This is a genomic window from Magnetovibrio blakemorei, assembly GCF_001746755.1.
GTDB lineage: Bacteria > Pseudomonadota > Alphaproteobacteria > Rhodospirillales > Magnetovibrionaceae > Magnetovibrio > Magnetovibrio blakemorei.
This window is the reverse complement of the sequence record NZ_MCGG01000002.1, coordinates 100,442-124,699: the sequence shown is the minus strand read 5'-3', so window position 1 is coordinate 124,699 and position 24,258 is coordinate 100,442. Positions and strand designations below refer to the sequence as shown.

General features: G+C 56.8%; 20 protein-coding genes. 19 read left to right on the top strand and 1 reads right to left on the bottom strand.

The window, feature by feature from the left end; all coding sequences use genetic code 11:
- Nucleotides 1-4: 4 nt before the first annotated feature.
- The 19 genes from ccmD (at nucleotide 5) to BEN30_RS00555 (ending at nucleotide 23,340) form a co-directional block, all read left to right on the top strand.
- Nucleotides 5-205 (top strand): heme exporter protein CcmD, encoded by a 201-nt coding sequence (gene ccmD, locus BEN30_RS00650; protein ID WP_069956400.1) that lies wholly within the window; start codon nucleotides 5-7, stop codon nucleotides 203-205.
- Nucleotides 195-659: a cytochrome c maturation protein CcmE gene (gene ccmE, locus BEN30_RS00645; RefSeq protein WP_069956399.1), complete on the top strand. Its 465-nt coding sequence runs from the start codon at nucleotides 195-197 to the stop codon at nucleotides 657-659. Before ccmD ends, ccmE begins: the two co-directional genes overlap by 11 nt.
- Nucleotides 656-2,653: a heme lyase CcmF/NrfE family subunit gene (locus BEN30_RS00640; RefSeq protein ID WP_069956398.1), complete on the top strand. Its 1,998-nt coding sequence runs from the start codon at nucleotides 656-658 to the stop codon at nucleotides 2,651-2,653. The genes ccmE and BEN30_RS00640 overlap by 4 nt, the downstream gene beginning before the upstream one ends.
- 33 nt (nucleotides 2,654-2,686) lie before the next feature.
- On the top strand, nucleotides 2,687-3,238 hold the full coding sequence (locus BEN30_RS00635) for a DsbE family thiol:disulfide interchange protein (protein ID WP_069956397.1): 552 nt from the start codon (nucleotides 2,687-2,689) through the stop codon (nucleotides 3,236-3,238).
- Nucleotides 3,235-3,732 (top strand): cytochrome c-type biogenesis protein, encoded by a 498-nt coding sequence (locus BEN30_RS00630; RefSeq protein WP_069956396.1) that lies wholly within the window; start codon nucleotides 3,235-3,237, stop codon nucleotides 3,730-3,732. The genes BEN30_RS00635 and BEN30_RS00630 overlap by 4 nt, the downstream gene beginning before the upstream one ends.
- Nucleotides 3,729-4,955 (top strand): c-type cytochrome biogenesis protein CcmI, encoded by a 1,227-nt coding sequence (gene ccmI, locus BEN30_RS00625; RefSeq protein WP_069956395.1) that lies wholly within the window; start codon nucleotides 3,729-3,731, stop codon nucleotides 4,953-4,955. Before BEN30_RS00630 ends, ccmI begins: the two co-directional genes overlap by 4 nt.
- Nucleotides 4,956-5,407: 452 nt before the next feature.
- Nucleotides 5,408-6,649, top strand: coding sequence for a glycine betaine/L-proline ABC transporter ATP-binding protein ProV (gene proV / locus BEN30_RS00615; protein ID WP_069956393.1), 1,242 nt, complete (start codon nucleotides 5,408-5,410; stop codon nucleotides 6,647-6,649).
- Entirely contained in the window at nucleotides 6,642-7,724 is a 1,083-nt protein-coding gene (gene proW / locus BEN30_RS00610; RefSeq protein WP_069956392.1) for a glycine betaine/L-proline ABC transporter permease ProW, read from the top strand. The genes proV and proW overlap by 8 nt, the downstream gene beginning before the upstream one ends.
- A 60-nt stretch (nucleotides 7,725-7,784) precedes the next feature.
- Entirely contained in the window at nucleotides 7,785-8,798 is a 1,014-nt protein-coding gene (gene proX / locus BEN30_RS00605; RefSeq protein ID WP_069956391.1) for a glycine betaine/L-proline ABC transporter substrate-binding protein ProX, read from the top strand.
- Between the two features lie 162 nt (nucleotides 8,799-8,960).
- Nucleotides 8,961-9,545: an ANTAR domain-containing response regulator gene (locus BEN30_RS00600; RefSeq protein ID WP_069956390.1), complete on the top strand. Its 585-nt coding sequence runs from the start codon at nucleotides 8,961-8,963 to the stop codon at nucleotides 9,543-9,545.
- 12 nt (nucleotides 9,546-9,557) lie between these two features.
- Nucleotides 9,558-10,688: a CmpA/NrtA family ABC transporter substrate-binding protein gene (locus BEN30_RS00595; RefSeq protein ID WP_069956389.1), complete on the top strand. Its 1,131-nt coding sequence runs from the start codon at nucleotides 9,558-9,560 to the stop codon at nucleotides 10,686-10,688.
- 324 nt (nucleotides 10,689-11,012) lie between these two features.
- Nucleotides 11,013-12,440, top strand: coding sequence for a CmpA/NrtA family ABC transporter substrate-binding protein (locus tag BEN30_RS00590; protein ID WP_245648948.1), 1,428 nt, complete (start codon nucleotides 11,013-11,015; stop codon nucleotides 12,438-12,440).
- Between the two features lie 68 nt (nucleotides 12,441-12,508).
- Nucleotides 12,509-13,621, top strand: a complete 1,113-nt coding sequence (locus tag BEN30_RS00585; RefSeq protein WP_084004866.1) for an ABC transporter permease — start codon at nucleotides 12,509-12,511, stop codon at nucleotides 13,619-13,621.
- A gap of 21 nt (nucleotides 13,622-13,642) precedes the next feature.
- Complete coding sequence (locus BEN30_RS00580) at nucleotides 13,643-15,367, top strand: ABC transporter ATP-binding protein (RefSeq protein WP_069956388.1); 1,725 nt, start codon at nucleotides 13,643-13,645, stop codon at nucleotides 15,365-15,367.
- Nucleotides 15,368-15,389: 22 nt separating this feature from the next.
- On the top strand, nucleotides 15,390-17,828 hold the full coding sequence (nirB, locus tag BEN30_RS00575; RefSeq protein ID WP_211563220.1) for a nitrite reductase large subunit NirB: 2,439 nt from the start codon (nucleotides 15,390-15,392) through the stop codon (nucleotides 17,826-17,828).
- A 21-nt stretch (nucleotides 17,829-17,849) separates the two neighbouring features.
- Nucleotides 17,850-18,182: a nitrite reductase small subunit NirD gene (gene nirD / locus BEN30_RS00570; protein WP_069956433.1), complete on the top strand. Its 333-nt coding sequence runs from the start codon at nucleotides 17,850-17,852 to the stop codon at nucleotides 18,180-18,182.
- Nucleotides 18,175-20,859 (top strand): nitrate reductase, encoded by a 2,685-nt coding sequence (locus tag BEN30_RS00565; RefSeq protein ID WP_069956386.1) that lies wholly within the window; start codon nucleotides 18,175-18,177, stop codon nucleotides 20,857-20,859. Before nirD ends, BEN30_RS00565 begins: the two co-directional genes overlap by 8 nt.
- A 509-nt stretch (nucleotides 20,860-21,368) precedes the next feature.
- Nucleotides 21,369-21,782: an acyl-CoA thioesterase gene (locus tag BEN30_RS00560; protein WP_069956385.1), complete on the top strand. Its 414-nt coding sequence runs from the start codon at nucleotides 21,369-21,371 to the stop codon at nucleotides 21,780-21,782.
- Nucleotides 21,757-23,340: a class I adenylate-forming enzyme family protein gene (locus BEN30_RS00555; RefSeq protein ID WP_170826915.1), complete on the top strand. Its 1,584-nt coding sequence runs from the start codon at nucleotides 21,757-21,759 to the stop codon at nucleotides 23,338-23,340. The genes BEN30_RS00560 and BEN30_RS00555 overlap by 26 nt, the downstream gene beginning before the upstream one ends.
- Here BEN30_RS00555 and BEN30_RS00550 read toward each other — a convergent pair.
- A complete protein-coding gene (locus BEN30_RS00550) occupies nucleotides 23,269-24,243 on the bottom strand; it encodes an enolase C-terminal domain-like protein (protein WP_069956383.1) in 975 nt (324 codons plus the stop codon). The genes BEN30_RS00555 and BEN30_RS00550 overlap by 72 nt on opposite strands.
- Nucleotides 24,244-24,258: the final 15 nt, after the last annotated feature.

Here is a 24,258-nt window from a genome sequence, read left to right as displayed (position 1 = left end):
AGACATGGCTGAATTTTTTTCCATGGGCGGATACGGTACCTACGTGTGGACCTCATACGGTTTGACGGCGGTGGTTCTGGTGGTGTTGCTGGTTGTCAGTCTCAAAAGCCTGAAATCCACCGAAACCACATTTGACCGCCTGAGAGCGGCAGTCGGCCCCAAAGAAATGAAAAGAATGGAGACCGCCAATGGCGATGAAGCGTAAGCACAAACGTCTCACTTTTGTTATCGTGGCGATGGCCTTGGTCGGCGTTGCCACGGGTTTGGTGCTGTACGCGCTGGGCGACGGGGTGTCGTTGTTCCATAGTCCCACCGATATCGTGACCAAAGCCCCCGACCCTAACCAGAGTTTGCGCTTGGGCGGCTTGGTTGAAGAGGGCTCGGTACAGCGCGCCGAAGGCTCTTCCTCCGTGCATTTTCGTGTCACCGATTTGGAAAATTCGGTCGATGTCGTCTATGAGGGCCTGCTTCCTGATTTGTTCCGCGAAGGCCAGGGCATCGTCACCACCGGTAAAGTCGTGAACGGTACATTTATCGCCGAAGAAGTGCTGGCCAAGCATGATGAAAATTACATGCCGCCCGAAGCGGTCGATGCTTTGAAAAAATCCGGCCAATGGCAAGGTGATGCGCAAAACGCAAACACGGGAGCTGCAAAATGATCGTCGAGCTTGGACACTTCGCCTTGGTATTGGCCCTGATGGTGGCTGTTTTTCAGACCATTGTTCCCCTTGTGGGTGCGGCGCGCGGCGATGTGCAATGGATGAACTTCGCCAAGCCCGCGGCGGTGGTTCAATCCTTGTTCGTCATCTTGTCTTTTGCGGCGCTGACCTATGCTTATGTTGTGTCGGATTTTTCCGTTCTGAACGTCGCGTCGAATTCACATTCCGATAAGCCGATGCTGTACAAAATTTCGGGCGTGTGGGGCAACCACGAAGGCTCGATGATGTTGTGGGTGTTGATCCTGGCCATTTATGGTCTGGCCGTGGCGGTCTTTGGCCGCAACCTGCCGCCCAGCTTGCGCGCCCGTGTGTTGGGTATCCAGGCGTTGATCGCGCTGGGCTTTTATCTGTTTATTTTGCTGACCTCAAATCCGTTTGCGCGCGTGTTTCCCGCACCGGCGAACGGTCAGGGCTTGAACCCGTTGTTGCAAGATCCCGGTCTCGCGTTTCACCCGCCGCTGCTGTATCTCGGTTATGTGGGTTTCTCCATTGCTTTTTCGTTTGCCATCGCCGCCTTGATCGAAGGCCGCGTGGACGCGGCGTGGGCGCGGTGGGTGCGCCCGTGGACGTTGGCGGCGTGGTCGTTTCTCACCGCTGGCATCGTGCTGGGTTCGTGGTGGGCGTATTATGAGCTGGGTTGGGGCGGCTGGTGGTTCTGGGACCCGGTGGAAAATGCCTCGTTCATGCCATGGTTGGTGGGCACGGCATTGCTGCACAGCTCCGTGGTGGTGGAAAAGCGCAACACCTTGAAGGGTTGGACCATCTTTTTGTCCATCGTAGCTTTTTCCTTTTCTCTGTTGGGCACGTTTATTGTCCGCTCCGGGGTGTTGTCGTCAGTGCATTCGTTTGCCTCTGACCCAGCGCGTGGTGTGTTTATCTTAGGCTTGTTGCTGGCTGTGGTGGGCGGTTCGTTCGCCTTGTTCGCGGTGCGAGGTCCGCAGCTGAAATCGGGTGGTTTGTTCCAGCCGGTGTCGCGTGAAGGGTCCTTGTTGCTGAACAATTTGTTGATGACGGTGGCGGCGGCGGCGGTGTTGCTGGGCACGTTGTATCCGTTGTTTTTGGATGCGTTGAGTGGCGACAAAGTGTCCGTTGGCCCACCGTTCTTCAATGCGGTGTTCATCCCTTTGATGGTGCCGATGATCATGGTCATGGCCTTTGGTCCGTTGATGTCGTGGAAACGCGGTGATGCGATGCGGGCGTTCAGACAACTGTTCGTCGCCCTTGGTGTGGCGGCGGTGACGGTTGGTGTGAACTTCGTGTTGCTTAAAGACGCCAGCTTCTTGTCGGTGTTGGGCACCGGGTTATCAGCTTGGCTGGTATTCGGGACCTTGACGGAAGTCGCGGTTCGGGCGCGGTTGTTTAAAACCGATTTGGGCACAAGCGTTCGGCGTCTGCTCGCCATGCCGCGATCATCGTGGGGCATGACGTTTGCCCACGCCGGATTGGGCATCGCCATTGCAGGCATGATTGGTTCGACGGTGTGGAAGCAAGAAAGCATCCAGGTGATGAAGTTGGACGATTCCGTTGAACTGGCGGGCTACACCTATACCTTAAAAGGGGTTCGTGAAGAGCAAGGTCCGAACTGGATTGCGCAAGTTGGTACCATTGAGGTCAGCCACGGCGGTGAACTTTACACCGTGCTGTATCCTGAAAACCGCATCTATCCGGTGCAAGGGCGTCCCACCACCGAGGCCGCCATCGAAACCACGTTTTGGGCCGACTTGTATGTTGCGCTCGGCAACAAAGAACAAAACGGTTCCGGTTACGTGATGCGCATCTATCACAATCCCCTGGTGGCGTGGTTGTGGGGCGGTGCGTTGTTGATGGTTTTGGGCTCCCTGATTAGCTTGACGGATCGACGCCATCGCATCGGTGCGCCGACCCGTGCCCATCCTCAGGGCTCAACCCAAGCCACGCCGGTACCGGCCGAATAGGGCCAATGTGAAAAGCCACGGAAAGAACGTGAAATGAATCGCCTTTTGTATGTTATCCCTCTGCTGGTGCTGGTCGTTGTTGGGGGATTTTCCATTGCCCAGTTGAAGCAAGTGAGCGACGGCAAGGCGGTGAATATTTTGCCGTCGGTGTTGCTCAATCGGGAAGTTCCGCCGTTTGAGTTAGAGCCCATTCAGGGCTTTTCCCAGGGCTTTGGTTCCAAAGATTTGATGGGTCAAGTTACGATCGTGAACTTGTTTGGATCGTGGTGTGTGGCGTGTCAGGCCGAACATCCGTTTTTGATGACCGTGAAGGAAAAAAATCTGGTGCCGATTTACGGTCTGGATTGGCGGGAAAAAACCCCTGATGCGGGACCGAAGTGGCTGGCAAAATATGGCAATCCCTACACCTTGATCGGTGACGACCCCAACTCCAAAGCCGCCATTGCATTTGGTGTGACGGGGGCGCCGGAAAGCTTCATCGTCGATCAAAAGGGCATCATTCGCTACAAGCAAATCGGTCCGATTACGCCGGCTGTGTGGAGAGACACATTATGGCCCTTAATTCAGGAGCTTCGCAAACCATGAACCGCTTTTTTGCCGTGGCCTTGATGTTGGCGGTGCTTGTGCCCCAATTTGCGGGTGCCGTCGAACCCGATGAAATTCTCAAAGACCCGGCGCTGGAAATGCGCGCTCGCGAAGTGGGCAAGCAGCTGCGCTGTGTGGTGTGTCAAAACCAATCCATTGATGATTCCAACGCAGAACTGGCGGGCGACATGCGGGTGCTGGTCCGCGACCGCATTACGGCGGGCGATTCAAATCAGCAAGTCATCGACTATATGGTAGACCGTTACGGCGACTATGTGTTGTTGGACCCACCGTTTAAGGCCGCCACGTTGGTGTTGTGGGTCGGCCCTGCGGCGATTGCGGGCCTGGGCCTGTTGTGGGTGGTGCTGTTGTTTCGGCGGCGCAAAACCGCCAGCGGCGAAATGGAACTGTCCACATCCGGTGTGCAAGCGGAACCCTTAAGCGATGATGAACGTCGTCGTCTCGAAAATTTATTGAAGGAAAATGACGCATGATCGCGTTTTGGAGTGTTGTTGCCGCGTTGATCGTTGTCGCGCTGGTGTTTCTCATTGTGCCCTTGGCGCGCAAGACCAAATCGACGGCCCAAGGTCCCTCGCGCGCCGAATATGATTTGACGGTTTATAAAGATCAGCTCAGCGAAATTGATCGCGATTTGGATCGCGGCGTCTTGAACCCAGACCAAGCTTTGGCGGCGCGGACCGAAATTGAACGGCGCATGTTGAATGCCTCCGACACCGATGGGGGCAGTGCCAGCGGTCTTGAAGTGGCAGAAACCAGCAACCGCAAAACCGCCATGGCGCTGATCATCGCGCTGTTGATTGTCGTGCCTTTGGGGGCCGTGGGCTTTTACATGTATCTGGGGCAGCCTCAGTTGCCCGATCAGCCGTTGGCCGCCCGCAATTTAGAGGCGGAACAGCAATCTGCGCAGCATGCGGGCATCAGCGAAGCGGATCGCGACCGCGCGCGTAAAATGCTGGCTGAGTTGGAACAGCGCTTAGAGCAAAATCCCAAAGACATCGAAGGTTGGTTGGTGCTGGCGCAAGTCTATGAAGCCATGAACCGCTACGCCGATGCGGCGGGGGTCTATGAAAAGGTCGTGGCCTTGACCGACCGTCATGTGGAAGTGCTGACGGCGTGGGCGGAGGCGCAGATCGTTGCCAACGACACCGTCGTGTTGCCAGCTGTGACGGAGCTTCTCAAAGAGGTCAAAGCCAAAGACCCGTCCGAGCCGCGCGCGTATTTTTACTTGGCGCTGGAACGTTTACAGCACCAAGACCAAGAAGGCGCGATGGCTGAATATGTGGCGCTGTTGAAGGCGTCCCCGTCCAACGCCGAATGGGTCGAACAAATTCAAACCCGTATGCAAGACTTGGCGACGGAAATGGGGCAACCCGTTCCAGTGGTAGAGATGTTGCCGCCGATGGGTCCTGTGTCTTCTGGTTTGGCGACCGGCCCCGGCGCGCTTGCCAATCCTGAAGGTGGAGCAAACGCGGCACCGGGACCAACCCAAGAGCAAATGCGTGATGCCCAGGAAATGACCGCGGAAGATCAAAAAGCAATGATCGAATCCATGGTCCAACGCTTGGCCGATAAGCTGAAGGAAAACCCTGACGACGTCGCAGGGTGGAAACGCCTTGCCCAGGCTTATCGGGTGTTGGGCAATGCCGACAAGGCGGCCGAAGCCGAGGCTCAGGTTCAGCGTCTGTCGACTCAATAAAGGCCAGGCCAGGTAAATTTCGCATACCACCCGGTGTGTGACGGGGCGTCGTCAACCGGCATAAAACAAGCCGGTTTGCTTTGGTGTTTGCATGCCCGCAATTTGACAACCGTCACGAAACCTTTATTCTTTGAGTTGATGTTTTTAAGTAACCTTGACACTGGCAAGACCCCGGCAATTCTCATCTCCGAAGATGAGGTGGGGCGCTTGCGTGAGCGGGTTTGGGACATTCCCAACTGCCTTCGCGGCAACGAAGAACCAACTTGGATGTTTGTTGGCAAGTGTGCCATGCCAAACTCCGAACATCTCATTCCCTCGCTCACCTAATTTTTTAAGGCGGAATCTCGCTTTTCGAGACCCTTAACCCGAATGCGGGTTTGGGTCCATGTATGCATATGCTGCACACATTCACCAGTTTTTAAGCCATCGTGAAATGAGTGAGCCATCGTGTAATGACGGATTTAAATTCATCACAAACAGATAGAGCGCCCGATAAGATCGTGCTGAAAAACCTTTATAAGGTTTTCGGTGATAACCCTGCGAAAGCGATGAAGCTTTTGAAGCAAGGCGTTGACAAGGCGGATATCTTTGAAAAAACAGGGAATGCCGTCGGCGTATGTGACGCCAGCTTTACGATCCGGGAAGGCGAAATTTTTGTTGTCATGGGCTTGTCTGGCTCTGGAAAGTCGACGCTCGTTCGCTTGCTGAACCGATTGATTGAACCCACGGCGGGGCAAGTTCTTTTTGACGGCCGCGACATTGCTTCCATGCCCGACAAAGAGCTGATGGCGCTTCGACGGAACGATATGAGCATGGTGTTTCAATCGTTTGCTCTGATGCCACACTTAAATGTCATCGACAATACGGCGTTTGGGCTGGAGCTTTCCGGCATTGGGGTAGACGAGCGGCATCTCCGGGCAATGGAGGCGTTAAAGCAAGTCGGCCTGGAAACCTTTGCGCACAGCTTTCCCGATGAGCTTTCTGGCGGTATGCAGCAGCGGGTTGGTTTGGCGCGGGCACTTGCCAATGATCCGGCCGTCATGTTGATGGATGAAGCTTTTTCTGCCCTTGATCCGTTGATTCGCTCGGAAATGCAGGATGAATTGCTCAAGCTTCAGGAAGAAAACAAACGTACCATTATATTCATTTCTCACGATCTTGATGAAGCGATGCGCATCGGCGATCGGATTGCCATTATGGAGGGCGGGCGTGTCGTCCAGGTGGGAACGCCTGAAGATATTCTCAACAATCCGGAAGATGAGTACGTCGCTTCGTTCTTCCGCGGTGTCAACGTCTCGACGGTGTTGAGCGCCAAGGACATCGCACGCAAGTCGCAAGTCACCGTTATCAAACGTATCGGCGTTGGGCTGCGTACGGGGTTGGAGGAGTTGCGCCAGGAAGACCGGTCTTATGCCTATGTCTTGGGGAAAAATCAGGAATTCGCCGGAGTGGTGTCGGAAGATACGATCCGTGCGGCGATGAAGGGCGGCGCAGGGCAAGATTTGTCCTCTGCCTTTATCCCCGGCATTGAAGTTTTACCCGCAGATATGGTGCTTTCGGACTTGATCGGCATTGTCGCCAACGCGCCGTGCGGATTGCCAGTGGTGGGCCCCAATAATAAGTACCTGGGGGTCGTCACCAAAACGTGTTTGCTGGAAGCTCTTGATCAGGAAATGGACCAATACGATGGCTGATCAGGCAACAACCAGCCCTTGGGAAACACCTGCGGCCCCTGTGAAACAGCCGACCGTAACCGGTAACGAAGGCACCGCATGGGGCGTCTCGGAACAATCTGATCAGGGAGCAAATACCAACTGGCTTTCGTCGTCAAAGGCGGAAGAGACATCTTTCGACATATTCGACCCATTCGCGCATTCAAGCATTCCCTTAGATGAGTGGACCGAACTTGGTTTGGAATGGTTGGTGACCAATTTTCGTCCGGCGTTTCAGGCCATTCGTGTCCCCATCGACACCACGTTGTCGGCCGTAGAAACCGGACTGCTGACAACGCCGTCCATGATTATCATCGCCATATTCGGATTGATCGCATGGCAAATGGCCAATGTTCGTTTGGCCATTGGTTCGGTTGTATCTTTGATCTGCATCGGATTGATTGGGGCCTGGCCGGAGGCCATGGTGACACTGTCGTTGGTTCTGACGTCTGTATTTTTTAGTCTCCTTATCGGTTTGCCAATGGGCATATGGTTGTCGCGTTCGGACAGAGTTTCTGTGACGGTCCGTCCGATTTTGGACGCCATGCAGACCACGCCGGCGTTTGTTTATCTGGTGCCCATCGTGATGCTATTCGGTATTGGCAATGTCCCCGGTGTTGTGGTGACGATCATCTTCGCGCTTCCGCCGTTGATCCGCCTGACCAATCTGGGCATACGTCAGGTTCCTGCGGATTTGGTGGAAGCATCGCGATCCTTTGGCGCCAGCCCTTCGCAATTGCTGTTCAAAGTTCAATTGCCACTGGCCATGCCGACGATCATGGCGGGCGTCAACCAAACCTTGATGCTGTGCCTGTCCATGGTCGTCATCGCCTCGATGATTGCGGTCGGTGGCCTTGGGCAAATGGTGCTGCGTGGCATCGGACGTCTCGACATGGGGCTGGCGACCGTTGGCGGTGTCGGCATCGTTTTACTGGCGATTGTTTTGGACCGGATCACTCAGGCGATGGGACAGGAAAAGCGCAGTAAAGGCATTCGCCATTGGTATGAAGCGGGACCGATCGGTCTGTTTCGCTCGGTGGTGTTGAAAAAGGGATAACCGCAAGCAAAGTCCCCTTTGGGGCATGACGCTTAAGCACAGGAAAAGAGGTTAGGACTGATGATTACAAAACTTATTCGTGGCGTGGTTGCGACCGCAGCTCTGGCGATGGGCGTGACGACATTTTGTGGAACGGCGCAGGCAGATCACCACATGCCCGGCAAAGGGGTCGTGATCCAACCCGGCCAAGATAACGTCGATGGCGAAAACTTTCAGACGATCCTCGTCATCAAAGCGCTGAAGGAACTGGGGTATGAGGTCAAGAGTGTGCAAAACGCCAAGTATCCCACGCTGCATATTGCGATCGCCAATGGCGATGTCACCTTCATGGCCGATCACTGGAATCCGTTGCACCAAGCGTTTTACGACGCCGCTGGTGGGGAGGCCAAATTATCTCGCACCGGCAATTATCTGCCGGGCTGTGCGCAGGGTTATCTGATTGATAAAAAAACGGCGGATAAGTACGGCATCTCCAACATCGGTCAATTGAAAGATCCCAAAATAGCCAAATTGTTCGATGCGAACGACGACGGCAAAGCGGATTTGGCGGGTTGCGTGCCCGGTTGGGGGTGCGAGCGTGTGATTGAACATCAGATGGATGCGTTTGGGCTTCGCGACACGGTCAAGCATAACCAAGGCGAATATTCCGCTATCATCGCGGAAACCATTGCCCGTTATAAAGAAGGCAAACCTATTTTATATTACACGTGGACCCCGTATTGGGTTTCCGGCGTTCTTGTACCGGGCGATGACGTGACGTGGATTGAAGTGCCGCATTCGGCGCACCCCAACAATGTCGACACGAAGTTGCCGAACGGCAAGAACTACGGCTTTGAGGTGAATACGCAAATGATCGTTGCGAATACGGACTTCGTGGCCAACAACCCGGCGGCGGCGAAGCTGTTTGAGGTGATGAACGTATCTGTTAACGACGTTTCTGCGCAAAACCTAAAAATGAAAGAAAAGGGCGAGGGTGGATGGAAAGCTGCCGAGCGTCACGCGGACGCGTGGATCGCGGCCAATCGCAAAACTTTCGATTCCTGGCTTGAGGCTGCTCGCGCTGCCGCTCAGTAACCCCCTTTGATCTAAGCACCCCCCAGTGCGCTATGCATCGGGGGTGCTTGGACCTTTGTTTGCCGGGTATTGGCAGAGCGCATATAGCGCATATCATGACTCGTCACGTCTTGGCGTAAATATTGCAAAGACCTCCTCGCGGTTTTCAGCGGGTTGGGGTGGATGACGGACGAAATTAAAATTCTGGTGATTGACGAAAACCCCGTGCGCGCGGCCATCTTGAAAGAGGGCTTGAGCGACGCGGGGCTTTTGCGTGTGGAATGGATTGCCGACACATCGAACCTGTATATGCGCATTTCGGCGCTGGACCCGGACGTTGTGCTGATCGATCTGGAAAGCCCCAATCGTGATGTATTGGAGCAAATGTTTCAGGTCAGCCGCGAGGTCCGACGCCCCATCGCCATGTTCGTCGATCAATCCGACAGCGCCATGATCACCGCGTCGGTGGATGCCGGGGTCAGCGCCTACATCGTGGATGGCCTGAAGAAAGAACGCATCAAACCCATTCTTGATATGACCATCAGTCGATTCAACGCCTTTTCCCGGCTGCAACGCGAGCTTGACGACACCAAAACCAAGTTGGAAGAGCGCATCATCATTGACCGCGCCAAGGGCATTTTGATGAAACAAAAGTGCATCGGTGAAGACGAGGCCTATACCCTGCTGCGGCGCAACGCCATGAACCAAAAGAAAAAAATTGCGGAGGTCGCGGCCAGTGTCGTGATGGCCGCCGATTTACTGAGTTGAGGAAAAGCGATCATGACGAGCCCTGAAAACCTCACTGTTGTTCGCGCCGGATTTATTGCGTTGGTTGATTGCGCGGTGCTGGTGGCTGCGCGCGAATTGGGCTTTGCCCAAGCCCACGGCCTGGACTTGCATCTGACCAAAGAGGTGTCCTGGGCCAACATCCGCGACCGCGTGAACATCGGGCAGTTTGACGTGGCGCACATGCTGGCGGGCATGCCGATTGCGCAAAGTTTAGGCATCAACCACATCAAAATTCCGACCATTGCCCCCTTGGCCCTGGGGGTGGGCGGCAATGCCATTACCGTGAGCCATGCGCTTTATCAAGCCCTTCAAGACACGGGCCGCGATTTGAGTCAGCCTTTGACGGCGGCGCGCGCCCTTGGCCAAGTGGTGGCGGCGCGCCAGGCCCAAGGCCAGGAACCGTTATCGTTCGGCCAGGTGTTTCCGTTTTCGTGCCACAACTACCAACTGCGCTACTGGATGGCGGCGGGTGGCGTTGATCCCGAGCGCGATGTGCGTTTGGTCGTTATCCCCCCGCCTTATATGGTCAACAGTCTTAAAGCCGGGCAAGTCGATGGCTTTTGCGTTGGCGAGCCCTGGAATATCCAGGCGGCGGCAGAGGGTGTGGGCGTCATTCTCACCCACACTTCGGCGTTCTGGCCATCCGGTCCGGAAAAGGTTTTGGGCCTTCAACAACGTTGGGCGGAGGCTCATCCGCAAACGCTGAAGGCGTTGCTTCAAGCCCTTGATGAGGCGGCGCAATGGGTCGATGATCCGGACCACCATGCACAATTGGCTCATATTCTGGCCCAGCCCGCTTATTTGGATGTGGTGGAAAGCCTGGTGTTGAGCGCCTTAGAAGGCGATCTCAAGTTCCATCGCGACGGGGCCGAATGGGCCGAATGCGAAGACGCCCTGTGGCTGTACGCGCAGATGGTGCGGTGGGGGCAGACTCCGCCCTCTGCACAGGCCGAACAGGCGGTTTGCCGCACCTTCCGCCCGGATCTGTTGGTGGACGTTATTGCGCCCCGTGCCGCACACGAAGCCAGTCCATCGCCGCTGCCGTTGGATGGAATCACCTTTGATGCGACAGATGTCACGGGATATATCGCCCAACTCGCGATCAAAAACTGTTCAAAATAGAGGCATTGTTTATTAAATAAGCATAATATGCTTAAAAACAGTGCAGTTGTGAAAGCGGCTTCCCCAAAAGCCTAAGCCGGGGTGCTCGCGCTATTACAAGAAAATCAACGGGTTAAAGCGTTAGGGGCCGATTGGCACGCATCTTGTATTTGTAAGTTTGTTATTTGGCACCGCTGCCATCCCAATTTCATATTCACCCACCGCCGGGTGAGAGCTGCAACGCCGCAGAGTCCGGGACCTTAGAGGTTCAGGTTTCTTTGCGGCCTTTTTTTTGTGTTGAACCCAGTCCCCCAATGTGGGCGGGGGCGAACAGGAGCAAACCAGATGAATAACCCCCGAATGCAAAAGCATTCCCATTCGATTAAATCCATCATCCGCCAAGCGGCCTATGGCGTGGGTTGCCTCGCCTTGGGCCTCGGCCTGTTTAGCCTGCCGGTTCAGGCCGAGCCGCAGGCGGTGGAAAAGGAAGAGTTAAAGTTCGGCTTCATCAAGCTCACCGACATGGCACCGCTGGCCGTGGCCTACGAGCAGGGCTTTTTCGAAGACGAAGGTTTGTTCGTCACCTTGGAACCCCAAGCCAACTGGAAGGTTCTGTTGGACCGGGTGATTTCCGGTGAGCTGGATGGCGCGCACATGCTGGCCGGCCAACCGTTGGGCGCCACCATCGGCTTTGGCACACAAGCGCATGTCATCACCGCGTTCTCGATGGATTTGAACGGTAACGCCATTACGGTATCCAATGACATTTGGGACCAGATGAAACCGAACGTTCCGGTTGGCAGTGACGGCAAATTGGTCCACCCGATCAAGGCCGATGCCTTGAAACCGGTGGTCGATAAATACCGCAGCGAAGGCAAGCCGTTCAAGATGGGCATGGTGTTCCCGGTGTCCACCCACAATTACGAACTGCGCTATTGGTTGGCCGCCGGCGGCATCCATCCGGGCTTTTATTCCAAGACCGATACGTCGGGTCAAATCGGCGCCGATGCTTTGTTGTCGGTGACGCCCCCGCCGCAGATGCCGGCCACCATGGAAGCCGGGACGATTTTCGGCTACTGCGTGGGCGAACCGTGGAACCAACAGGCGGTGTTCAAAGGCATCGGCGTTCCGGTGGTGACCGATTATGAAATCTGGAAGAACAACCCGGAAAAGGTTTTTGGCGTCAGCAACGCATGGGCCGAGAAAAATCCCAAGACCCACTTGGCCGTGGTTAAGGCTTTGATCCGTGCGGCGCAGTGGTTGGACGAAAACAACAACGCCAATCGTCCCGCAGCCGTCGAAATTCTTGCCCGTTCACAATACGTGGGTGCCGATGCCGACGTGATCGCCAACTCCATGACGGGCACGTTTGAATACGAAAAAGGCGACAAGCGCGATGTGCCCGATTTCAACGTGTTCTTCCGTCACTTTGCGACCTATCCCTACTATTCGGACGCCATCTGGTATCTCAGCCAAATGCGTCGCTGGGGTCAGATCACCGAAGAGAAATCTGATGCTTGGTACAAAGAAACCGCCGCGAAAGTTTACCGTCCCGACATCTATATGGAAGCTGTCAAGTTGTTGGTCGCGGAAGGCAAGGTGAAGAAAGAAGACTTTCCTTGGGACACGGATGGTTATCGCGCCCCGCAAAAACACTTCATCGACAACTTCGTCTATGACGGCACCCAGCCCAACGCCTATCTCGCCCAGTTTCCCATCGGTTTAAAGGGTAAAGAGATCGTCGTGGGGAACGAGGTGATGGCAGCAAAATAAGGCCAATCGGGAGGGTGCCGGGTGGCATCCTCCCCCTCACCAAAAGACACAAATTGAGGAACAGTTTCATGAACACCGCAACAACCGCAAATGACGTGAATGCACAAGACGCTGAGCAGGCTTTCAAAGCTGCCCAGAAAGCAAAACGCCAAGAGCGTCTCCACACGCGAATCAACAAGGCGGCAAAATATTTCAACGTCGTCGGCCTGGGTTGGGTCACGCCGATCCTCAAAATGATCGCTGGCGAAGATGTGAAAGCGCAGAGCAAAGAGCTGTGGCGTTTGTTGGGTGTGCCGTTGGTGGCCATCGGCGTGTTCTTGGTGGTGTGGGCTGAAACCGCACCGATGGTGCAGACCTCGCTGGGCAACATTCCCGGACCGGCCCAAGTGTGGGAACAGGCTGGTAATCTCTATGCCGACCATGTGCGTGAACGCGAAAAAGCCGCTGCTTTTTATGATCGTCAAGACAAACGTAACGCCGACAGACTGGCAAAAAATCCCGAGGCAGAAGTCAAAGATCGTCAATACACCGGCAAGCCGACCTACATAGATCAAATCTTCACCAGCTTGAAGACGGTGTTCATGGGCTTTTTCATCGGCTCGGTCATCGCTGTGCCGTTGGGGGTGTTCTGTGGATTGTCACCGACGGTCAATGCAGCGTTAAACCCGCTCATTCAAATCTTCAAACCCGTTTCGCCATTGGCGTGGTTGCCGCTGGTGACCATGGTGGTCAGTGCGCTTTACGTCAGTGATGATCCGATGTTTGACAAAGCCTTTGTCACCTCCGCCATCACCGTAACATTGTGTTCGTTGTGGCCGACCTTGATCAACACCGCGGTGGGCGTTGCCTCCATCGACAAAGACCTGATGAACGTTGGGCGGGTGCTGCGTTTGAAGTGGGACACCACCTTGACGAAGTTGGTTCTGCCCAGTTCCTTGCCCTACATCTTCACAGGTTTGCGGTTGTCCTTGGGCGTGGGCTGGATGGTTTTGATCGCCGCTGAAATGCTGGCGCAGAACCCCGGCCTGGGCAAATTCGTGTGGGATGAATTCCAGAACGGATCCTCGCAATCGTTGGCCAAAATCATGGTCGCCGTGTTCACCATCGGCATCTTAGGATTTGCATTGGATCGCGTGATGTCTGCGCTGCAGGCGATGTTCACCCACGGCGACGTGCGCTAAGAGCAAAAAGAGAGACCCATCATGACACCGATCCTAGAGCTCAAAAACGTCACCAAAAGCTTCGGTCAAGGCAAAGAAAAAACCGACGTCTTGGGAGGCATTGATCTCACCATCGAAGACGGAGAGTTTGTCGCCATCGTGGGCTTCTCCGGGTCTGGCAAAACCACATTGATCAACTTGATTGCTGGCTTGGAAAAACCCGACCAAGGCGAAGTGTTGTTGAAGGGCAAGCCCGTCACCGGGCCGGGGCCGGATCGTGGCTTGGTGTTTCAAAGCTACTCTTTGTTTCCATGGTTGACCGTGTTGGACAACATCAAGCTGGCGGTGGAAAGCGTATTTGGCGAACTCAGCAAGGCCGAACATCTGGCCAAAGCCCAGCACTACATAGATATGGTGGGGCTTGGACATGCCGCCGATCGGCGTCCTGCGGAACTGTCCGGCGGCATGCGCCAGCGGGTGTCGGTGGCACGCGCCTTGGCCATGAACCCCGATATCTTGTTGTTGGATGAACCCTTGTCGGCGTTGGATGCGTTGACCCGCGCCAAGCTGCAAGACGAGATTGAACAGATCTGGTCGCAAGACAAAAAGACCGTCATCTTGATCACCAATGATGTGGACGAAGCCTTGTTGTTGGCCGATCGCATCATTCCCTTGAACCCCGGACCCAACGCAACACTTGGTCCGGACTTTAAGGTTGAATTGTCGCGCCCACGTGAGCGCACGCAGATGAACTCAAGCCCGGTGTTCAAAAAACTCCGCGCCGACGTGACCTCGTATTTGATGGACGCAGGCAAAGCTGCCCAGCAAGCGGCGCAAAAAGCCGGTGGTGATGAAGATGGGGCGCTGCCCAATGTCACCCCGGTGTTTCCCAACGCCAAAAAGCCTCCCAAAGCGTTCCGCGATGCGATGATCAGTCATCACGATGAACGCTATCTGGAATTTTTTAACCTCACCAAAACCTATCCGACGGCGAAGGGTCCGTTGACCGTGGTCGATGGCTTTGAAACCATCTTGAAAAAAGGCGAATTTATTTCCCTGATCGGACATTCGGGATGCGGCAAGTCTACGGTGCTGTCGATGGCGGCGGGGCTGAATTCCATCAGCGACGGCGGCATTGTTTTGGATGGTCATGAAGTGACGGGCGCAAACCCGGAACGTGCCGTGGTGTTTCAGTCCCCCAATCTGTACACCTGGTTGACGGCCAAAGAAAACGTGATGCTTGGTGTGGATCGGGTATTCCCTCACGCGACGGCGGCCGAGCGCAACGACATCGTTGAATATTATCTTTCGCGTGTGGGCCTGAAAGATGCCATGAACCGGCCCACCGCCGACATGTCCAACGGCATGAAACAACGTGTCGGCATTGCCCGCGCCTTTGCCTTGTCGCCCAAACTTTTGCTGCTCGATGAACCGTTCGGCATGCTCGACAGCTTAACCCGCTGGGAACTGCAAGAGGTTCTCATGGAAGTTTGGGACCGCACCAAAGTCACCACGGTGTGTGTCACCCACGACGTCGATGAGGCCATCTTGCTGGCGGATCGGGTGGTGATGATGACCAACGGACCGCACGCACGGATCGGCAAAATCATGGATGTCGACCTGCCCCGCCCACGCACTCGCAAGGCGTTGTTGGAACACCCCCGCTATTACGAATTGCGCGCGCAACTGCTCGGGTTCCTGGAAGAATATGAACACGGCAATCAAAGCAAGTCTGAACGCCAAGAAGATGAAAAAGCTGTCGCATAAGTCGGTCGCTAGGAGAAGTCACATGAAACAGAAACTGATCGTAATCGGCAACGGCATGGCCGGCATGCGCACGGTGGAAGAAATTCTCAAGCGTGATGCGGGTCTCTATGACATCACCGTGTTTGGTGCCGAGGCGCGGGAGAATTATAACCGCATCATGCTGTCCCCCGTTCTCAGCGGTGAAAAATGTTTTGAAGATATCATCATCAACAGCCGCGAATGGTACGTCGAAAACGACATCACCTTGTTCGCCGGAGATGCCGTCACCGCCATTGACACCACCACCAAGACCGTCACCTCCCAACGCGGCCTGACGTTGGGTTACGACAAGCTGTTGCTGGCGACGGGGTCCGATCCGTTCATCATTCCGGTGCCGGGCAAAGACTTGGACGGCGTGGTAACGTTCCGCGATTTGGACGATGTCAATCGCATGTTGGCCGCCGCCAAGTTGGGTGGACGCGCCATCGTCATCGGTGGTGGCTTGCTGGGCTTGGAAGCCGCAGTGGGTCTGAAGGCCAACGGCATGGATGTCACGGTGGTGCACTTGATGGACACCTTGATGGAACGCCAATTAGATGAAGCGGCGGGTTATCTGTTGGTTTCAGAATTGGAAGGGCGCGGCTTGAAGGTTTTGACCGGGGCCAACACCAAAGCGATTTTAGGCGACACCAAAGTGACAGGGCTTGAACTTGTCGATGGCACCCAGTTAAAAGCCGATCTGGTGGTCATGGCAGTGGGCATCAAACCCAACGTCGCCTTGGCGCGTGAAGCCGGCATTGAAATTGGTCGGGGCGTGATGGTCAACGACCAAATGCAAACCTCAACGGCTGATGTATACGCAGTCGGCGAATGCGTTGAACACCGGGGCCTGACCTATGGATTGGTCGCGCCGCTGTTTGAAATGGGCAAGGTCTTGGCGGCGCATCTGACGGGCGGCGAAGGCGTTGGCTATGAAGGCTCCGTCACCTCGACCAAGTTGAAAGTTACCGGCGTTGACGTGTTTTCAGCCGGAGATTTTTCCGGCGGAGACGGCGCAGAAGACATCGTGTTTCGCGATGCCGCCCGCGGTGTCTACAAGCGCATCGTGGTTCGCGATGACAAAGTCGAAGGCGCGGTTCTCTATGGCGATGCCAAGGACGGTGCCTGGTACTTCCAATTGATGAAAGACGGTGCAGACATATCTGAGCTGCGCGACACCATTGTGTTTGGTCAGGCCTATGCGGGGGGAGGGGCCCAAGCGGACCCTAGCGCCGCCGTTGCCGCCCTTGCAGATGACGCTGAAATCTGTGGCTGCAACGGCGTGTGCAAAGGCGACATCGTCACCGCCATTACCAAAAACGACTTGACGACTTTGGATCAAGTCAAAGCCCACACCAAAGCCTCGGCATCGTGCTGCGGGTGTTCCGGTTTGGTCGAACAAGTCCTGTCTCTCACGTTGGGTGACGCGTACCAAATGCAAACCGTCAAACCCATGTGTGGCTGCACCGTTCATAGCCATGACGACGTGCGTCGATTGATTGTGGCAAAAGACATGAAGTCAATTCCCGAAGTCATGCAACAGTTGGAATGGAGCACGCCGGACGGGTGTTCCAGTTGCCGCCCGGCGCTGAACTATTATTTGTTGTGCGCCCTGCCTGAAACGTACATTGATGACAACCAGTCGCGTTTCATCAACGAACGCGTTCATGCCAACATTCAAAAGGACGGCACCTTTTCCGTTGTGCCGCGCATGTGGGGCGGCATGACGTCGGCTAAGGAACTGCGCGCCATCGCCGATGTGGTGGACAAGTTCGAAATCCCGGCCGTCAAAGTCACCGGTGGTCAACGTCTTGATTTATTCGGCGTGCAGAAAAAAGACCTGCCTGCGGTGTGGGCGGATTTGAACGCAGCGGGCATGGTGTCGGGTCATGCGTATGGCAAATCTTTGCGCACGGTTAAAACCTGCGCGGGCAATCAATGGTGTCGCTTCGGCACCCAAGACGCCATTGAAATGGGCATTGCGCTGGAACAAATGACTTGGGGGTCGTGGACGCCGCACAAGTTTAAAATGGCCGTGTCCGGGTGTCCGCGCAATTGCGCCGAAGCCACCATCAAGGACTTTGGTGTGGTTGCGGTCGACAGCGGCTATGCCCTGCACGTGGGCGGCAATGGCGGCATTGATGTACGGGTGACGGATTATCTCACCACCGTCGAAACGGAACAAGACGTGTTGGAATACGCCGGGGCCTACATGCAAATTTATCGCGAAGAAGCGCGCTATCTGGAACGCACCGCCCCGTGGGTGGAACGGGTCGGATTGGATCACATCAAAGCCAACTTGGTTGATGATGATGAAAAGCGCAAAGCCCTGTTCGCCCGTTTTATGGTTTCGCAAAAAGCCTTGCAGGAAGACCCCTGGGCCAAACGGGCCGAGGGCGTCAAGGACGCACACGAATTCACCCCGCTCAAAATTGTCGCCTAAATGTTGAAGGAGAAAACGATCATGTGGATGGAAATTGGAACCGTCAACGATATCCCCAAGTTGGGGGCGCGGGTGGTGCAAAGCGGGCAAGGTGACATCGCGATTTTTCGCACCGCCGATGACGAGATCTTCGCGCTGTTCGACCGTTGTCCGCACAAAGGCGGCGCGCTCAGCCAGGGCATCGTCCATGGCAAAGCGGTGGCCTGTCCTCTGCACAATTGGAACATCGATTTGGTCACGGGCGAAGTGAAAGGCCCCGACAACGGCTGTTCACGTACGGTGCCGGTATCCGTGAGTGGCGACATTATCCGTCTGCAAATGCCGGACGTGAAAGCTACGGGAACGCATGGCTGAAGCGGTCCACACCACCTGTCCCTATTGCGGCGTCGGCTGCGGCGTGCTGGTCACGGACTTGGGTGACGGCGATTATCAGGTCAAGGGTGATCCGGATCATCCAGCCAACTTTGGACGGTTGTGTTCAAAGGGGTCGGCGCTGGCGGAAACGCTCAGCGATCAAAGCCGTTTGCTTTATCCTGAGGTGAATGGGGAGCACACAGATTGGGACACGGCGCTGGACCGGGTGGCGGATGAGTTCAAAGCCGTCATTCAGGAGCACGGTCCCGACGCCGTCGCGTTTTATGTGTCCGGGCAATTGATGACGGAAGCCTATTATGTGGCCAACAAGCTGATGAAAGGTTTCATCGGTTCGGCCAACATCGACACCAATTCGCGCCTGTGTATGGCGTCCAGTGTCGCCGGGCACAAACGCGCATTTGGCTCTGATACGGTTCCCGGCAATTACGAAGATTTAGACCATGCCGACACGGTGGTGTTGGTGGGTTCAAACTTGGCATGGTGCCACCCGGTGCTGTACCAGCGTTTGGCGCTGGCAAAAAAAGAACACGGCACCCACGTAATCGTTATTGATCCGCGTCGCACCGCCACGTGCGACATCGCCGATCAGCACTTGGCCATCAAACCCGGAACCGATGTGCGCCTGTTCAATGGCTTGTTGGCGCACTTGGATGGGCGTGGATGCGTCGATGACGATTTTGTTCAGCGCCACACCAAGGACTTTGGCATTGCGCTGGACGCGGCGCACCTTGGAGGGGCGGAGATCGCGACGCTTGCCCGCGATTGCGGTGTGGGGACCGCCGACGTATCGGCATTTTATGCGGCCTTTGAACGCAGCGAAAAAATTGTCACCGTCTACAGCCAAGGCGTCAACCAGTCGTCTCAAGGCACCGACAAAGTCAACGCGATCATCAATTGCCACTTGCTCACGGGGCGCATCGGCAAACCCGGCTGCGGGCCGTTATCGGTCACCGGGCAGCCCAATGCCATGGGCGGGCGCGAAGTCGGCGGACTTGCCAACACCCTGGCCGCGCATATGGATTTTGATCCGGTCTCGGTCGATATCGTTGAGAGGTTCTGGGACGCGCCCGCCATCGCGCGGGCACCGGGACTTAAGGCCGTTGAGATGTTCGAAGCCATCCATGACGGGCGCATCAAGGCGCTGTGGGTGATGGCCACCAATCCGGCTGTCAGCTTGCCCGATGCCAATCGGGTGCGTGAAGCTTTGGCAATCTGTCCCTTTGTCGCCGTGTCCGATTGCGTTCCCACCAACGACACCATGGCGTTTGCCGATGTGGTTCTGCCCAGCACCACATGGGGCGATCGCGACGGCACCGTCACCAATTCGGAACGGTGTATTTCCCGCCAGCGTCCATTTCGCACAGCGCCTGGGGAAGCGCGTGAAGATTGGCGTATCATCTGCGATGTGGCGGCGCGCATGGGTCATGGCGCGGCCTTCGCTTTTGCGGGGCCCGCCATGATCTTTGCCGAACATGCCGGGTTGTCCGCATTTGAAAATGACGGGTCGCGTGATTTCGACTTAAGCGGTTTAACGCAACTCGATCCATCATCTTATGATGCCCTGATGCCGGTGCAGTGGCCGGTCCTCAGTTCCGACGCAGATGGCTGTGCGCGTCTGTTTGGCGCGGGCGGGTTTTTTCACGTCGATGGACGCGCGCGTTTTGTCGCTGTGCACCACAAGTCACCAACTCACGACCTCAGTGCGGCCTATCCATTGGTGTTGAACACCGGACGGGTGCGCGATCAGTGGCACACCATGACCCGAACCGGATTAAGCCCGCGCTTGGCCCAACACAGAACCGAACCATTTGTTGAAGTCCACCCCGGCGACGCTGCCGCATATGGTTTGACAGATGGGGGATTTGCGACGCTCACCAGCCGTTGGGGGGAAGCGTTGTTGCGGGTTCGTCTCGACGACAGCCAACGTCCAGGCTCGATCTTTGTTCCCATTCATTGGAGCGACACCAACAGCGCCAACGCGGTGATCGGCCGCTTGGTGAGTCCGTCCACGGATGCGCTATCGGGGCAACCTGAATCAAAATTTACGCCGGTCAGACTCTGCGCCTTTCACCCCAAATGGCATGCGCTTTTGGTGACGCGTGAAGACGTGGATGTGGGTGAGGCGGACTATTGGACCACCATCACCGGAACCGCCTGTTCAATCACGACCATGGCGGGGACGGGGGAAATTTCCGATTGGGAATCTTGGGCGCGGCAACGCCTGGGCGGACACAATTCAGAATGGCTGAGCTTCTGTGACCCATCGGGTGGGCGGCACCGTTTTGCGGCCCTGCGCGACGGACTGCTCACCGCTGCCGTGTTCATATCGCCGCGGGCCGATTTGCCGAGTCTCGATTGGGTGCAAACGCAATTCGGCCTTGATGCCTTGGACGACCTGGCCCGTGCAGGACTTCTGGCCGGGCGTGCGGCGGGTGATGCGTTTGATCCAGGCCCCATGGTGTGTTCGTGTTTCAGTGTCGGTATCAACGACCTGCGCCGCGCCATCACGCAAGATCAAATCCTCACCGTCGACGCCATTGGTGAAGCCCTGAAAGCCGGGACCAACTGCGGATCGTGCCGTTCGGAAATCCAGGCCATCCTGGACGCAGAATTGCCTCCGGTGATCTGCGACAGTCCTCATCAGGCGGTTGCCTGACGGGGCCGCAAATTCATCCCCCCGTTCAGACCTGCATTCTTGTCGGCTGGTTGTCTATGGTCACGCCACAAACGCTAAAGGCCGACCTGATCGCCGGCATCACCGGCGGGATCGTTGTCCTGCCACAGGGCATTGTCTTCGCCACCATCCTGGCATGCCGCTTGCCTGGGTGATGATGAAAATGTTGCGGCGAACCACTGGAAGATCGAAGGGAAGAAGGATATCATCGGTCATCGCGGGCGTGGCATTTTCGGGGGTTGTTAAGAAAGGCTGCTTAACAACAATTTTCTAAACGATTACAAGGAATGATGTTATGCCCACCAACTCGAAACCGAGCCTTCGATGAATAATCCAGGTTAACTCCATGGCGCGTGGTGTGAAGCTGACAGAAACCTTCGTTGCCATTTTAGACAGCGGACTTTATTCGCGTTGCGCAGCTGACCTTGTTCCCAACATTGGCGCTGTGGCTACCGCATATGCTCAAATAACGGCACGAGGGGAATCCTAAAATGAAGTCCAACCGTTATGACATGACCGTGCCGTGGGGCGATTGCGATCCTGCCGACATTGTTTTCTACCCCAACTATTTTCGCTGGTTCGAAAACGGAACCACCGAACTTTTTGCGTCGGTGGGGTTGGAGCTTCCGCAGATGTTCAAGGATCATGGCATCCTCGGCATTCCCATCTTGGACGCACATGCGAAGTTTATGCGGCCATCACGTTTTCGCAATGTGATTACCGTGGAAAGCGCCATCGAAAGCTGGGGAAACTCTTCCTTTAAAGTCATCCATAAGATTTACAACGGCGGCGTGGAAGCGGTGATTGGTCATGAGGTGCGGGGTTGGGTGGTGATCGATGAGACCCACGTCAGCGGTATTCGGGCGGTCTGCGTTCCCGATGACATCCGCGCCCGTTTCGACTGACGGCGCTGTCTGTCTCGTTTATGGATTTCTAGTTTCATCTTCATTCGCTTTCACTCTCTACGACGAGCCAAAAATCTTCCGTTACGCATTGGTCTCCGTGTGTCCCAGGGATGCTGACGTCAGACATGGTCGCCTGCGCCGCAACGGCGGGGCTAAGGGCGAGGCCTTTGTTTCGCTCAAGGGCGTTGTGCAGGAGCCCCTTTCGCATACGGTGAGGGTGTGCTTAATTGGCTCAACCATCCTGCCCGGCGACAGTTTCGCCTTCGCTCTGTCTAGTCGTGATTCTATGAACAACAGCAACGCCATCGCCTTGATCCATAGCGGACGAGCCGTATCCTACGCCACTCTGCACGCCCGGGGGCGGGAGGTGATGGCGTCCTATGGCGATGCGCAGGTGGTCGTCGGCGAAACGAATCGTCTCGATATGGTCAGCCTGGTCCATGGGGCGTGGGCCGCGAAACGCGCGCTGTTTGCCCTTGACCCGACCCTGCCCAGGCCCCTCCGTGAGGCTTTGCTCGCCCCCGTCGCGACCACCACGGCGGCGACAGACGTACGCCTGATCGTTGCCACCACGGGCAGCACCGGCACGCCCAAGGCGGTGATGCTCAGTGAAGCCAACATCAGCGCCGCCGTCGCTGCCTCGAACGTACGGATTCCCCTGCATCCCGGCGATATCTGGCTCAACCCCTTGCCGCTCAGTCATATCGGCGGCTTGTCGATTCTTTATCGGGCCGCCGCCGCCGGGGCGACGGTCCTGCTCGCCGAGCGATTCGAAGCCGATCATGTGTGGGCCGAGATCAACGCCCACCCGGTCAGCCACATCTCGGTCGTTCCGGCGATGCTGGCGCAGCTCCTCGATGCCGCCGGGGATCGTCCGCCGCCACCCGCCTTGCGCGTGGTTTTGACCGGCGGGGCGGCGCTGTCCCCGGCCCTAGCAGGGCGCGCCTTGGCCGCCGGATGGCCGCTCGCGCCAACCTACGGGATGAGCGAGACCGGTTCTCAGTTGGCGACTCTGATGACCATCGACGATACCTGGCGGCCCGGTCAAGTTGGCCGCCCGCTCGACTCTTTTGAGGTCGCCCTTGTTGGGGATGGACGCCTCGCCGTGCGCGGCCCCGCAGTGATGTGTGGCTACCTCAACGCTGATTTACGACCCGGCGATGGACTGGACGAAAACGGCTGGTTCAAGACCGGCGATGTGGCCCGCGTGGAGGCCGACGGCACGCTGAGCATCCTCGGGCGGGCCGATGACGTGTTGATCAGTGGTGGCGTAACCCTGCACCCCACCGCCATTGAGGCGGCCCTGTCGAATTGCCCCGGAGTCGAGGGGGTGGCGGTCACGGCAACGCAGGACCCGACGTGGGGTGACGTGGTGGTTGCGCTCTATGTGGGGACGATTGCGCCCGCCCAGGTGCTCGCCTGGGCGCGCGAAAATCTGGCCGGGTCTTACCGTCCTCGCCAAGCAGTTCAGGTCGACGAACTGCCCTTAAATCGGCTTGGCAAGTCTGATCGCAGGGCTCTGAAGAAACTCATCGAAGGGCACAAACCCGCCCCCTAAGGCGATGCGACCCCGTACGATTGGCGGCGGTTGGCCGGTGTCTTCGCACAGCCAACGTGACGTATCCAATCCGTGGGTCTGCTCTGCGCTGGGGTCGATCTCCGCCGCCGTGCGCGCGGCCAGCCACACGCCGCAGGCGCTTTCGACGACCGTCGTCACGATGCAAGCGATGCCCTCGGCCTTGGCCCGTGCGGCGATGGCCACGCAACGGTCGGGGCCGCCCTGGACCATCGGCTTGAGGATCAACCGTCGAACCGCCTTGGCGGCGATCAGGGCATCGACACCAAGTCTGCTCAGGCAGGCATCTGCGGCGAGGGGAATCGACGTTTGCGCCTGGAGGGCGGCGAGGGCGTCGCATGATGGGTCGGTCAAGGGGTCTTCGATACAGTCGATGGCGAGGGGGCGCAGGCGCTGAACGGCGTCGCTTGCCTGAGCCATGGTCCAGGCCTCGTTGACATCGAGGCGCAAAGACATCCCCTCGGGCAGACTCAGGGCCTCCAGCGCGGTCAGTTCCTCGGCCCATGGGCGGACGCCGAGTTTGAGTTTGACGATCTGGAAGCCTGCGTCGGCGGCGTCGGCAATCGAGGCGGCCAGGGCGTCGTCGATGGCCCCGAGGGCGGCGTTGACGCGGACCGTTCCCGCACCACCGAAACGATGCGGCAGGCGGACGCTTTCGATGGCGCAGCGGGCGGCGGCGGGTAGTTCCTCGGTGGTGCCGCCGTCCCAAGAGGTCAAGGCCGCCCAGGCCTGAGCGTGGGACTCGGTTCCGGCCTCGACCATGGGCGCGCAGTCGCCCCATGCATCACCGACCCGCACCAGCCAGCCCTGGCGGGTGTGCAGCACGCCCCGCGCCGTCGTCCACGGACGCAACAGGGGCAGGCTGTAGGGGATTACGGTGAGCATGACGGATGGTTTGAT

What these genes read in the sequence shown, in the direction of transcription:
- proW (WP_069956392.1), top strand. Translation starts at nt 6,642, where the DNA reads ATGGCTGATCAGGCAACAACCAGCCCTTGGGAAACACCTGCGGCCCCT.
- nirD (WP_069956433.1), top strand. Translation starts at nt 17,850, where the DNA reads ATGTGGATGGAAATTGGAACCGTCAACGATATCCCCAAGTTGGGGGCG.
- BEN30_RS00580 (WP_069956388.1), top strand. Translation starts at nt 13,643, where the DNA reads ATGACACCGATCCTAGAGCTCAAAAACGTCACCAAAAGCTTCGGTCAA.
- ccmI (WP_069956395.1), top strand. Translation starts at nt 3,729, where the DNA reads ATGATCGCGTTTTGGAGTGTTGTTGCCGCGTTGATCGTTGTCGCGCTG.
- nirB (WP_211563220.1), top strand. Translation starts at nt 15,390, where the DNA reads ATGAAACAGAAACTGATCGTAATCGGCAACGGCATGGCCGGCATGCGC.
- BEN30_RS00555 (WP_170826915.1), top strand. Translation starts at nt 21,757, where the DNA reads ATGACATCCGCGCCCGTTTCGACTGACGGCGCTGTCTGTCTCGTTTAT.
- BEN30_RS00565 (WP_069956386.1), top strand. Translation starts at nt 18,175, where the DNA reads ATGGCTGAAGCGGTCCACACCACCTGTCCCTATTGCGGCGTCGGCTGC.
- BEN30_RS00595 (WP_069956389.1), top strand. Translation starts at nt 9,558, where the DNA reads ATGACGAGCCCTGAAAACCTCACTGTTGTTCGCGCCGGATTTATTGCG.
- BEN30_RS00630 (WP_069956396.1), top strand. Translation starts at nt 3,235, where the DNA reads ATGAACCGCTTTTTTGCCGTGGCCTTGATGTTGGCGGTGCTTGTGCCC.
- BEN30_RS00585 (WP_084004866.1), top strand. Translation starts at nt 12,509, where the DNA reads ATGAACACCGCAACAACCGCAAATGACGTGAATGCACAAGACGCTGAG.
- BEN30_RS00560 (WP_069956385.1), top strand. Translation starts at nt 21,369, where the DNA reads ATGAAGTCCAACCGTTATGACATGACCGTGCCGTGGGGCGATTGCGAT.
- BEN30_RS00550 (WP_069956383.1), bottom strand. Translation starts at nt 24,243, where the DNA reads ATGCTCACCGTAATCCCCTACAGCCTGCCCCTGTTGCGTCCGTGGACG.
- proV (WP_069956393.1), top strand. Translation starts at nt 5,408, where the DNA reads ATGACGGATTTAAATTCATCACAAACAGATAGAGCGCCCGATAAGATC.
- proX (WP_069956391.1), top strand. Translation starts at nt 7,785, where the DNA reads ATGATTACAAAACTTATTCGTGGCGTGGTTGCGACCGCAGCTCTGGCG.
- BEN30_RS00600 (WP_069956390.1), top strand. Translation starts at nt 8,961, where the DNA reads ATGACGGACGAAATTAAAATTCTGGTGATTGACGAAAACCCCGTGCGC.
- BEN30_RS00590 (WP_245648948.1), top strand. Translation starts at nt 11,013, where the DNA reads ATGAATAACCCCCGAATGCAAAAGCATTCCCATTCGATTAAATCCATC.
- BEN30_RS00635 (WP_069956397.1), top strand. Translation starts at nt 2,687, where the DNA reads ATGAATCGCCTTTTGTATGTTATCCCTCTGCTGGTGCTGGTCGTTGTT.
- ccmD (WP_069956400.1), top strand. Translation starts at nt 5, where the DNA reads ATGGCTGAATTTTTTTCCATGGGCGGATACGGTACCTACGTGTGGACC.
- BEN30_RS00640 (WP_069956398.1), top strand. Translation starts at nt 656, where the DNA reads ATGATCGTCGAGCTTGGACACTTCGCCTTGGTATTGGCCCTGATGGTG.
- ccmE (WP_069956399.1), top strand. Translation starts at nt 195, where the DNA reads ATGAAGCGTAAGCACAAACGTCTCACTTTTGTTATCGTGGCGATGGCC.